This window comes from Mucilaginibacter sp. P4_D1 (genome assembly GCF_056401935.1).
Genome location: NZ_JBFUIJ010000048.1, coordinates 1 through 10,527, shown reverse-complemented (window position 1 = coordinate 10,527; position 10,527 = coordinate 1). Strand labels below are relative to the sequence as shown.

Here is a 10,527-nt window from a genome sequence, read left to right as displayed (position 1 = left end):
GAGCGATGCAGTTTTTATTTTATACTGCTGATTTTTAAAGAGATAATGATTTATTAAAAAATATTCTACTATCCCTATAGGATTTATATAAATAATGTTTTATGTTTGCATCGTCAACAAAGACAAATCGTTCTTTATTTTAACTTATCAAGAAAGACTGAGGGAAAGGCCCAAAGACGTCTTAGCAACCTATACATCCGCATAATGTAAAAGGTGCTAATTCCTGCTCCATTCAACGGAGAAAGATAACATACCATCTTCGCCCCCTGCCAATCTAATAAGTGATTTTATAGTTTTTTTAAGTCGCGTGACCGAGAGGATAGGTGGGGGTCTGCAAAGCCCTAAACGGCAGTTCGAATCTGCCCGCGACGTCTATTTTAGCTTAAAGCTAAAGGCGTAAAGCAAAAAGCTTTTTTGGCGCGTTGTCAGGCTTTAAGCCTTAGGCTTTCTGCTTTTAGCTTCTCTACAAATTTCCTATCGAATATCTTGTCGAGATAGCTTAAAGCTAAAGGCGTAAAGCAAAAAGCTTTTTTGGCGCGTTGTCAGGCTTTAAGCCTTAGGCTTTCTGCTTTTAGCTTCTCTACAAATTTCCTATCGAATATCTTGTCGAGATCCTGAGGTAAGGATATTTCTTATTCACATCAGGATAATCACGATAGTTTCCTTCCAGCCGGAAATAACCCGATTCGGCAGCTATGGAGAGGCCTTTGATAAACATATAGCTTACTTCGTTACTAAAAGTGTGCAAAAAATAATGCGATTTATTGCCATCTATTGTCACCATCCAGCCTCCCCGGTAATTTGCACTGTATGATAATTTATTTAAAAGCTTTATGGTACCGCCCCCGTTAACAGAGAAGCCTGGCCCATAATCATAATTACGGCTATTGTATATGTATTGATCGGGTACGGCGGCCAATAGGATAGGGCCGGCCCCGAGACTGCCGGTTATTTTTACGTCATGCGTTAGCTTAAGCTCCGAGAATAGATTAAATTTTACGCTTTGTGCTCCGTAAAAAAACGCCTGGTTGCGGATGTAATCATAGTTTGCTGATAATATCACCAGGTTCTCCATTTTATCCTGGTCAACCACAGAAATGTCCCATCCGGTAAGTGATCCATATACACTTATCACATTAACCGAGCTGCTATCGTCCTTACCAAACTCGGCAGTTATAGATATATTGCTGAACGGCTTCCTGAAGCCCTCATTGGGTACACCATACAATAATGAGGCCCGGCCGAACCAGCCAAAGCGACCATGTTCAAACGGGCTTACGGATTTTGAATTAAATATCCGTCCTCCAAGATCAAATTCAGCGCCTATTTTTGATGAGTCTCGCTCGGTGCTATTGCCATAAACTTTGCCCCAGGTGCCATCTAAAATGCGGTTTAATCCGCGCATGGGGTTAATAATTAATCCTGCTACTTCGCTGGCCTGCCTTTTAAAACCCCGCTGGCGGTTGTTTACAATACGGCTGGATAGGCGAAAAGTCATCTCGCCCAACACTATGCCGCCAAAACTGGTGTTTATAAAATCGTTAGGGGCGGGTGCCTGGTTTTCGGCGAAGGTTTCCCAAAGGTAGCTGCCCGCCATGGTAGCTGGTACCGATTGCCAGAAGCTAAAGCCATTGCTTCGGAACGCACTATAAAACAAACTGCCGTGATAAGGGTGCCCAAACTGATTAGTTTGGAAAGGATCGTTATCAAACTCCCAGTTGCCGGGGTTAAGGTTGTGGCTAACGCTTTTCCAATTTATACGGGCGTAATCCTTATTGGCTACATATCGATCAAAAATCCAGGGCGTAATTTCGGCTATACCCAATTCGGCTACCGCACGGCCAAACCTGCGTTTTACGGAAGTATCCCGAACATCCCGGTAATAGCGTAGTTTCACTTCGGGCTTTTGATCGAATATATTGTTTTGGGCAAAAAGCCTGGAGGCGATACAGAAAAATATAAAGCTTATTAATAATGTTTTTTTTGAAGGGTAAAGATCAGCTAAGCTCATATAAAGGTTATCAGGAGGTGGAAAAAACTATTATCCAAAAGCGCTTAGTTATGAAATTGTTTTGATAGATGTTATAATAATGTTAAATGTTTGTTTTGAAATGGGTTATGATGAAAGTTAAGAACGGTTGAGGAAGAGGACAATCAGCAAAAACTACTTAATTACTTACAAAATACATGACATCAACTTACAAAATACATAGCATCAACTTACAATTTACATAAGATCAGCCGGAAATTTATGCTCGCATTTTGTTGAGATAGCCGGCGCATTTGCGTTTCGCAAAAAAAGCTTCGTGTCTTTTTAAATCGAATAAGGGACTTGTATTGGCCAACAACAGGCACAGATATTTGGATGTTTATAAGTTGCACGATCAATATAGTGTTAACCATGATCAAATATAAAACATTGACTATTAGCTATTTGTAAAAAATATATTTGAAATGTGTTAAGTTATGTTAACCCAATTAGATGCGCTTGCCCTGGTTAACTATCTCCAAAATCAACAGGAAACTCAAAAAATATTATCTTTAAGCGCTTAACCTGCATTAAGCCCAATCAAAACCAATATCCATTTAAATCATGAAAATTTTCAACATCGTATTTGTTGTGTTGTTTGTCATTTTTGCGGCCCTGCAATATAATGACCCCGATCCTTACATTTGGGTGCCTATTTACCTTTACAGCGCCTGGTTTTGCTTTAAAGCTTCGCAAAAAAAGTTTTACCCGGTTTGGTATGCAGTTGGCATATTCCTTTATCTGGCTTATGCTACCTATAAAATATTTGATGCCAATGGCCTGATAGACTGGTTTACCCAACACCACTCCGAAAGCCTGGTAGAAAGCATGAAGGCTGAAAAACCATGGATAGAAGAAACCCGGGAGTTTTTTGGTTTGCTGATATGCGTTGCCGTACTGGGCATCAACTGGGTTTACGGGAACAGGTTAAAAAAGAAGGCATAGTATTTATGCGCTTCAATCAGATCAACTTCCAAATAGAAGGGCTACAAATACGATAACCCGTTATATCCGCCGTGAATATAATACACCGGTTCAAAATTATGCTCGTCGGGGGCAAGTTCGCAGCTTACCTGCATGGTGGTAAAGGTTACATCGCCAAAAATATTGGCAATGGCGGTATCAGCGGCATCGCGGCCGGTGGCAATTTTTATAAGGCCATTTAACGGCACCAGTTTGGTGGCATCAAAAAGTATCCATTTGCCGCCCAGGTAAGCTTCAAAACAAGCATGAAAGTCGGCAGGGTATAAGTGATAGGCATATCCTGTGAAATAGCGAGCCGGAATGGTTAAAGCGCGGCAAAGGGCAATACCCAGGTGAGCAAAATCGCGGCAAACGCCAACCTGTTCGGTTACAGTGTCAAATGCCGATGTTTGCGAATTGCTGTACCCGCTTAAATATTGCACATTATTGTGAATCCAGTCGGTAAGGGTAACTACTTTCTCAAACGGATTGGTGATGTGGCCAAACAGATTATGCGATAGCCGGTACAATTTATCCGACTGGCAATAACGGCTTGGGTTTAAATAAGGCAGCACCGATGAATCGAGCTGGGCCACCAACGTTTCCTGTTGTTGAGAATAGTCGGTAAGCTCATAAAAATTGTCAACCAGCGCGTTGTATGTAACTTTAATAGTCCCCGGCTGATATACCTCGAAGCGCATCAACCGGTTTTCGCCCTGGGCAGATATGATCTCCTCAATTTTAACGTAAGGGTCAACCGTAAACTCCTCATTCAGTACAGTTTGGTTGGGTGTACGTAATGCATGTATGTTTAATATCAATGTGCCCGGCGCCCGTACTACATATTCCATTTGGGTAAACACATTGAATTTCATTGATCAGCTTTCGGTTTTAATTTCTTCTAATTTGTTAAAGGTCGTATCCATCCAGTCTTCAGATATATGTTCTAAAGCCAGTTTCAGTTCTTCGGCCCATTGGGCCGAGATATATTCCAGGTCTTTCTTTTCGTATCGTTGCTGGATAATGTCGAAACTATCCTTTTTATAAACAGCAACGTCAATCGGGAAATCCACATTATTGGAGCTTACCCTTGTTGAATCGAACGAAAGAAAACCAGTTTTAAGGGCCAGTTTCAGGCTGCTGTCTTCGGTAAGGATGCGGTTTAATATCGCCTTGCCATGGCCCGAATTTCCTATAACTACATAAGGCGCACCCTGCCCAAGTTCAACCCAGTTTCCTTCGGGGTACAGCAAAAAAAGCTTGTGCTCGTCGTCGTCTTTTAGCTGTCCGCCTATAATGGTGTTCAGGTCAAACCTGAAACCCGCGGCTTCTAATGATGCCTTGTCTTCGGCAATTACCCGCTTTACCTGCTCGCCAAAGGCGTTTACAGCTTTGTACATTTTGTTAAACTCCTTGGTTTCCAGCAATTCGTTAAAATAAACAATTGCCTTATCCCTTGCCGACCGTAGACCGCTGGTCATAATAAAAAGCGAAAAATGATCTTTTTGTTCTATGGTGATCTTCTTTTTTACAGTGGTATCTGTACCAGAGGTTATGCGGGTATCGGCAATAGCCAATAAACCCTCTTTAACCTTAATTCCGAGGCAATAAGTCATTTTTATACAGTGCGATTTGTTCCAAAATTTAAGATAGCCAAAGTAGCGAAAAGAATCGGGGAAAATAGAATCAAGAGGCAATCAACGAGAGCCAAGAGTCAAGAATCAAGAGCCAAGACTATTAAAAAGTTGCAAGTAGTTAAAACAAGTAGCAAGTAGTTAGTATCAAGTATCAAGATTTTTTTGGATGTTTAACAAAAAAGCCGCCGTTTCCTTATGAAAACAGGCGGCGTCACGGAACAGAAAAAAGTCTTAACTCTTGACTCTTTTTAAAGTATGTAAAACTGAGCCGGTTTTTGCGGTTGTTTACTTATCACCGCGTCGATGTCATGAGGTAACTCATCCTTCATCATCTGTTTCAGGTTTTTTTCGATGGTGCGGCTAATTGTTGTTGTGGGTGTATCGGTAGGTTTGTTTTCAAACGGATCCTGCAGGTGGATAGCCATTTTTTCGATCAGGAAAAAGGCCGATGATATGGCTATTACCAGTGGCACCTGGAAAATTCCGAAAAACTCCATCAGGCTGAAAGGCAGCAGCAACACAAAAAACATAACCAGCCAGTGAATGTATACACTATAGGTAACCGGGAAAACGGTATTCTTAATACGCTCGCAGCCACCCATCGAATTCATAAAGTTGGTGAGTGTGTTATCAAGGGCCACTTGCTGGTACTCATTTATCCAGCCCAACTTATACAGTGTGCGCAGGTCATGACCCTGCAACTCGTTTATTGCAAGCGGAATATGATCGAGCTTTTTGATGTTTTTTACATCATCGTCGGTTAGGTAGGCCTCCAGGTTATCTTTTGCGTTTTGACCGCGCAGGTGGCAGCTTAAACTATAGCACCAGGCCATTTGCCTGCGGATGATGCGCTCTTTTAACGCCCATTTTTGTTCGCCATCATGGCTGCTATCCACAAAGGTTAACACCTGGCGTGCAAAAGTGCGGCAGTCATTTACAATACCTCCCCAAAGAATGCGGGCCTCCCACCACCGGTCGTAAGCCTGGTTTGACCGAAAGGCCAGCAGGAGCGAAATGATGGTACCCAAAATAGTAGGCACCGTTAGCGGAATAGAGACATCTTTGAAGTTATAGTATTGGTGAACACAATAGATGGTAATGGCGTACACAGCCACCATCAAAACTTCCTTTTTTATTTTACCAAATACGTAGCTTACCGGTATATTTTCTTTTAATAACATAGGTGTGAGATTTTTAATTATGATTCATGTTCAGTTAAAACAGGCTCCTCTATAACCACATCGGCCAAAGTGCCGGACGTTTTAGGCAGCTTTATTAGGGCTGTATCGCATTTATCAAAAAGCATTTGCGGAGCTATGCTGTTTTTAAAAAGCAACTCGTAATTGTCATGTGGGGGCACAATGGCGTCAACTTCATGAGCCTCAAGGAAATTATTGAAAACTGCAACCGTGCTGCCATAAAAAAAAGTGATAGCAATATTGTTGATGACATGGCTATACTTGTTTTCGATATCGCGGCACCTGATATAAAAATTATCCGGAATTTGCCGGTACTCTACGCTGCGCCGCGATAGCATCAGCAATTCACTCATGTTATCGGTAATTTTAAGCATATGTACCAACACAATGCTTACCTTTTCGGGGTAAAAAACCTGGGCCAAAGCAGGAATATACTGAATAGACTGCTGGGTAAAATCGGTAGGGATTAATAACGTTTTCATGGTAATTTTAATTAATGGTGAAACCTTGTATGTTTTGTTTGATACAAGTGTAGCAGCCAATAATTAGGAGGATATAAGAAAGTTATTAGAAATTGATTAGAGTTTAGCCCCGTAGCCTCACCTAAAGTCCTCTCCAAAGGAGAGGACTTTTGATTTGCATATTCGAGAATCGTTTAACCCATTACTTTTTAAGAACCCTCTCCTTTGGAGAGGGCAGGGTGAGGCTCTACAGGCAAAAATACCTTAATCTCGGTACCTACCCCAACCTCCGAGCTGATGCCCAGGCTTCCTTTGTGCAGGCGGATGATGTTAAGCGTTAAGGGCAAGCCAACGCCATGGCCTTCGTACTCGTGGGCGTTTGAGGCGCGGAAAAAAGGCTCGAATATATGCTGAAGCTCGGTTTGGGGGATGCCGATGCCCTGGTCTTTAATAGCAATAATCACTCTTTTATTTTCGGCTAACAGGCTAACTGTTACAGGCCGGTTATTGGAGTATTTGCAAGCGTTGCTGATAATGTTGTTAATGGCCAGCCGCAGCAAATTGCTGTTGCCTTTTACGTAAAGCAAGCTTTCATCGGCAGGTAAGTTTTCAAGATCGATATAGATATTGCTCTCGGGGTTTATTCGTTTAACAGATTCGGATGCGGTAAGCAACAGCTCATCCATCCTGATGCTTTCCCAGTTTTGCCTTTTGCCATCAAAGCCCGATTGTGCCAGCGTAAGCAGGCTGTTCAGGATCTGGCCTAGTTTTTCCGATTCGGCATACACCGTATTTAAAACCCCGCGTTGCTGGCTGTTCAGGTCCTGTTTGTTTAAAGCCAGCTCAAGCTCAGATGATATGATGGTTAGCGGCGTGCGTAACTCGTGCGATGCATTGCTTACAAAGTTGTTTTGTGTTTCAAAAGCAGTTTCAAGCCGGTTGAGCATATCATTAAACGTGAGCGATAACTCGGCTATCTCGTCTTTGCCGGTCAGTTCGTCCAGCCGGAAATGCAGGTTATTGGCGGTGATGTTTTTTACATTGTTGATAATTCGCCTCACCGGCTGAAAGGTGTAAAAGGAAAAAATCTTGCCCACAAAATATACCAATATCATGGCCAGCAAAAAACCATATAACAATATTTTTTGAAGGTCTTTTAGTTCCTGGAAACCAGCTGGGTTTGATGCCGATACAATAACAACATAGCCTGCATTGCCTTTTTTGAACAGCGAGCCTGCATAAAAAGTGTTATCATGCCTGTAATGGGCCTGGCCTGTCAGTAATATATCGTCGATAAAAACCTGGGCAATGCCGGCACTTGCCCGCACTTTATTGCCGTTGCTTACCGCTAAAAAATACTCTTTTTCCGAATCCAGCTTCTCCAGGTATTTGTTGCGCACCTCTAAAGTAGCTTTACTTTTGGCGCCTGGCGACAGCTGTACTTCCGCCGCTATGTTTACGCGGGCTTCCAGCCGTTTATAAAAATCATCAAAGTTGAATTTGTAAACAAGGTAAAATATGGATGCATTAAGCAGTATAAGTATACCGCCCGACAGCATCAGGAATAACAATGTTATTTTACTTTGTATCTTCATCGGTATCGCCCTCTTTCATCAGGTAACCCATACCAAACACTGTATGGATAAGGTTGGGGCCACCGTTTTTCTCCAGCTTTTTACGCAGATAGTTTATGTAAACATCTACCACATTGGTGCCCATATTAAAATCAATATCCCAAACATTTTCCAGGATTTGGATGCGGGATAATACCTTTTTTTGATTTTTTACAAAATATTCAAGCAACCGGTATTCGGTTGCTGTAAGTTTTAATGTCTCGTTGTTGCGGTAAGCTATTTTTGATTCGGTATTGAGCAGCAGGTTGCCTATTGTATAGGTGTTATTTGCTGATGTTTCGCTTCCGCTGCGGCGCAGCAGCGTACGAAGGCGGGCGGCGAGTTCGGCAATTTTAAATGGTTTTACCATGTAATCATCTGCGCCGCTATCCAGGCCGCTTACAATATTCTCGGTAGAATCGAGCGCCGTGAGCATAATAATGGGCATCATTTTTTTTTGCTGCCTGATGCGTTTGCAAACCTGTATGCCATCCATTACTGGCAGCATTACATCAAGTATAACCAGGTCAAAATCATGATCGAGCGCCATTTGTAAACCCGTTGCACCATTAGCTGCAACGCTTACTTCAAAACCATAATCGGTGAGGCCGCGCTTAATTACCGATACCACATTTGGTTCATCCTCAACTAATAGTATCCCCATAAAACAAACAATGTATTTAAGTGCTGGGTTGCCAAAATAAATAAATAATTTAGCGGTTGACTAATTATTGAAATATAAACCTATAATTGTATTCCATTTTCGGGCTTTTTAAATTACCACCGGGTTGCGAATTTTATTTGCATACCTTGGTTTACATAGCAGATACTAAAATATACCCATAACCGGGTATATAAAATTAAAGAAACAGTAGACATATTAGCAACCCTATGGCCCAATTTATTAAGATCCAACTTTCAGTAATTTGCTATAACTGCGTAATATGCGGAAGCCGCCCGGTAATTGAACAAGCTAAAGGCAGCAAATTTATAGTGCGGTGCCCTAAAGACATTGCACACTACCAAACCCAACCAGGACTAGTTGATATAGATGACTGGAATAAGAACAACCGGGCACAGGATAGCGACGATAAATTGAAAGTAGTGGCTAATTAAGCCTTCCCCGATAAATAGTTAACGCTAAAACCAATAATTTCTTTGATATACAGGCTCCACTTGCTTAAAACTTCGGCACTGGGCATTAACTCAAAAAGCGACCATTGCACATCACCTGAAATTACATTGCAGGAATATGGAATTACATCAACATGTTGGCCGTTAAATATTTGCATAGCCCGGCGCATATGAAAGGCTGAGGTTACCAGCAGGTAAGGCCCCTGTTGCTTATTTTTCAGTAGCAGCGCTTTGGTTAATGATGCATTTTCGACCGTATTACGCGCGTGGTTCTCTATTAGTATACAACTGTCTGGAATCTGAAGTATCCGCAGTTGCTGCTGCACAAAGTAACCTTCTCTAAAAGCGTCCGGAACAAGGTTGCTGTTTCCTCCCGATATCACTATTTTTTTTACCTGGCCGCTTCGTTGTAATAAAATGCCCTGTATAAACCTGTCGGCAGCCCAGTTAAATACGCCTTTACCTTGTTTGTTTTCACTTACAAAACCACCTAAAATTATGGCTGCCCCGTATGTTTTGCCTGGCGGCAGTTTAACAGGAGCTATATCCCATGCCCTGGCCAGTAGGTTTAAAAACAAAGGGGCCGAAAATATCCATAATAACACCACTCCCCAGGTAAGGCACCTGCGTTTCAATTTAGGCCTTTTTGTTATAGCGGCTATCAGCAACAAAACAAAAACATACAAAACCGGCAACAGTAAAAAAGATAGTACCTTGGATAGGATAAAAAACATAGCAGGAGTAAAAATAGGTAAAAAGAGACAATCAGGAAATTACAATTAAAGCAATAACTACACGTTTGCCTATTGGGAGTTGTTTATAACAGACATTAAACTATTTGTAGTTATTTAACTCTCACTATCGGTGCTACGTAACAAACTGGCACCATCATTGTCATATGATTACTAAACAAAACATTAAAAATATGGGCTTTATAAAAATACTTGCCGTTGGTGCAGCAGTTGCCTATGGCATAAATTACGTTACAAAAAAAGGACCTGATGGAAAATCAATCATCGATAACCTGGCCGAAGAGGCACCTGAATGGTTTGACCGTGCAAAAAAATATGGCGAGCTTACTTTAGAACAAATTGCCGTGCGTGCGCAAAACTACAGGGATAATACGCGATATTAGGTGGTCATTTCGCTGCGCTGTCATTGGTCATTGTCGCTACGCTTGTCATTAGTCATTTCGCTTTGCTGTCATTGTCGCTACGCTTGTCATTAGTCATTTCGCTATGCTGTCATTAGTCATTGTCGCTTCGCTTGTCATTAGTCGTTTCGCTTCGCTGTTATTGGTCATTGGTGGATTTATTTGAATTTTTTAAAACAACGACAGCCAATTAAACTTGGCCCTAAATGACCAATGACCAATGACCAATGACCAATGACCAATGACCAATGACCAATGACCAATGACCAATGACCAATGACCAATGACCAATGACCAATGACCAATGACCAATGACCAATGACCAATGACCAATGACC

The 10,527-nt window shown here is 41.8% G+C and carries 11 protein-coding genes, 1 tRNA gene, 1 pseudogene and 1 riboswitch; of the genes and pseudogenes, 4 read left to right on the top strand and 9 right to left on the bottom strand.

Features of this window, described 5'->3' with window-relative positions; all coding sequences use genetic code 11:
- The first annotated feature begins 141 nt into the window (after positions 1–141).
- Positions 142–252, top strand: a riboswitch (SAM riboswitch).
- Positions 253–301: 49 nt separating this feature from the next.
- Positions 302–372, top strand: a tRNA-Cys gene (locus AC1DV1_RS26515).
- Positions 373–580: 208 nt separating this feature from the next.
- Here the strand turns inward: AC1DV1_RS26515 and AC1DV1_RS26510 are convergent.
- Positions 581–2,011: a DUF3943 domain-containing protein gene (locus tag AC1DV1_RS26510; protein ID WP_477366062.1), complete on the bottom strand. Its 1,431-nt coding sequence runs from the start codon at positions 2,009–2,011 to the stop codon at positions 581–583.
- Positions 2,012–2,593: 582 nt separating this feature from the next.
- Between AC1DV1_RS26510 and AC1DV1_RS26505 the strand changes: the two genes are divergently transcribed.
- On the top strand, positions 2,594–2,974 hold the full coding sequence (locus AC1DV1_RS26505) for a transmembrane 220 family protein (protein WP_477366059.1): 381 nt from the start codon (positions 2,594–2,596) through the stop codon (positions 2,972–2,974).
- A gap of 41 nt (positions 2,975–3,015) precedes the next feature.
- Here the strand turns inward: AC1DV1_RS26505 and AC1DV1_RS26500 are convergent, their stop codons facing one another.
- The 6 genes from AC1DV1_RS26500 to AC1DV1_RS26475 form a co-directional block, all read right to left on the bottom strand.
- Positions 3,016–3,867 carry a transglutaminase-like domain-containing protein gene (locus AC1DV1_RS26500; RefSeq protein ID WP_477366056.1) on the bottom strand — a complete coding sequence of 284 codons (852 nt, stop codon included), beginning with the start codon at positions 3,865–3,867 and terminating at the stop codon, positions 3,016–3,018.
- 3 nt (positions 3,868–3,870) lie between these two features.
- Positions 3,871–4,608 (bottom strand): proteasome-type protease, encoded by a 738-nt coding sequence (locus AC1DV1_RS26495; RefSeq protein ID WP_439696392.1) that lies wholly within the window; start codon positions 4,606–4,608, stop codon positions 3,871–3,873.
- Positions 4,609–4,877: 269 nt separating this feature from the next.
- The gene (locus AC1DV1_RS26490) at positions 4,878–5,810 is read right to left on the bottom strand and encodes a bestrophin family protein (protein ID WP_477366053.1); all 933 of its coding nucleotides are present in this window, start codon (positions 5,808–5,810) and stop codon (positions 4,878–4,880) included.
- 17 nt (positions 5,811–5,827) lie between these two features.
- Positions 5,828–6,310 (bottom strand): hypothetical protein, encoded by a 483-nt coding sequence (locus AC1DV1_RS26485; RefSeq protein WP_477366050.1) that lies wholly within the window; start codon positions 6,308–6,310, stop codon positions 5,828–5,830.
- A gap of 188 nt (positions 6,311–6,498) precedes the next feature.
- A complete protein-coding gene (locus AC1DV1_RS26480; RefSeq protein WP_477366047.1) occupies positions 6,499–7,884 on the bottom strand; it encodes a sensor histidine kinase in 1,386 nt (461 codons plus the stop codon).
- Positions 7,868–8,566 (bottom strand): response regulator transcription factor, encoded by a 699-nt coding sequence (locus tag AC1DV1_RS26475; protein ID WP_477366044.1) that lies wholly within the window; start codon positions 8,564–8,566, stop codon positions 7,868–7,870. The genes AC1DV1_RS26480 and AC1DV1_RS26475 overlap by 17 nt, the downstream gene beginning before the upstream one ends.
- Positions 8,567–8,793: 227 nt before the next feature.
- Between AC1DV1_RS26475 and AC1DV1_RS26470 the strand changes: the two genes are divergently transcribed.
- Entirely contained in the window at positions 8,794–9,018 is a 225-nt protein-coding gene (locus AC1DV1_RS26470; RefSeq protein ID WP_477366041.1) for a hypothetical protein, read from the top strand.
- Here the strand turns inward: AC1DV1_RS26470 and AC1DV1_RS26465 are convergent.
- Entirely contained in the window at positions 9,015–9,770 is a 756-nt protein-coding gene (locus AC1DV1_RS26465; RefSeq protein ID WP_477366038.1) for a YdcF family protein, read from the bottom strand. The genes AC1DV1_RS26470 and AC1DV1_RS26465 overlap by 4 nt on opposite strands.
- Positions 9,771–9,934: 164 nt before the next feature.
- Here AC1DV1_RS26465 and AC1DV1_RS26460 point away from each other — a divergent pair, with 164 nt between their 5' ends.
- Positions 9,935–10,171 (top strand): YtxH domain-containing protein, encoded by a 237-nt coding sequence (locus AC1DV1_RS26460; protein ID WP_477366035.1) that lies wholly within the window; start codon positions 9,935–9,937, stop codon positions 10,169–10,171.
- A 176-nt stretch (positions 10,172–10,347) separates the two neighbouring features.
- On the opposite strand, the pseudogene AC1DV1_RS26455 reads toward AC1DV1_RS26460, so the two are convergent.
- Positions 10,348–10,527, bottom strand: a pseudogene (locus tag AC1DV1_RS26455) (hypothetical protein); the annotation flags it as partial.

What these genes read in the sequence shown, in the direction of transcription:
- AC1DV1_RS26510 (WP_477366062.1), bottom strand. Translation starts at nt 2,011, where the DNA reads ATGAGCTTAGCTGATCTTTACCCTTCAAAAAAAACATTATTAATAAGC.
- AC1DV1_RS26505 (WP_477366059.1), top strand. Translation starts at nt 2,594, where the DNA reads ATGAAAATTTTCAACATCGTATTTGTTGTGTTGTTTGTCATTTTTGCG.
- AC1DV1_RS26500 (WP_477366056.1), bottom strand. Translation starts at nt 3,867, where the DNA reads ATGAAATTCAATGTGTTTACCCAAATGGAATATGTAGTACGGGCGCCG.
- AC1DV1_RS26495 (WP_439696392.1), bottom strand. Translation starts at nt 4,608, where the DNA reads ATGACTTATTGCCTCGGAATTAAGGTTAAAGAGGGTTTATTGGCTATT.
- AC1DV1_RS26490 (WP_477366053.1), bottom strand. Translation starts at nt 5,810, where the DNA reads ATGTTATTAAAAGAAAATATACCGGTAAGCTACGTATTTGGTAAAATA.
- AC1DV1_RS26485 (WP_477366050.1), bottom strand. Translation starts at nt 6,310, where the DNA reads ATGAAAACGTTATTAATCCCTACCGATTTTACCCAGCAGTCTATTCAG.
- AC1DV1_RS26480 (WP_477366047.1), bottom strand. Translation starts at nt 7,884, where the DNA reads ATGAAGATACAAAGTAAAATAACATTGTTATTCCTGATGCTGTCGGGC.
- AC1DV1_RS26475 (WP_477366044.1), bottom strand. Translation starts at nt 8,566, where the DNA reads ATGGGGATACTATTAGTTGAGGATGAACCAAATGTGGTATCGGTAATT.
- AC1DV1_RS26470 (WP_477366041.1), top strand. Translation starts at nt 8,794, where the DNA reads ATGGCCCAATTTATTAAGATCCAACTTTCAGTAATTTGCTATAACTGC.
- AC1DV1_RS26465 (WP_477366038.1), bottom strand. Translation starts at nt 9,770, where the DNA reads ATGTTTTTTATCCTATCCAAGGTACTATCTTTTTTACTGTTGCCGGTT.
- AC1DV1_RS26460 (WP_477366035.1), top strand. Translation starts at nt 9,935, where the DNA reads ATGATTACTAAACAAAACATTAAAAATATGGGCTTTATAAAAATACTT.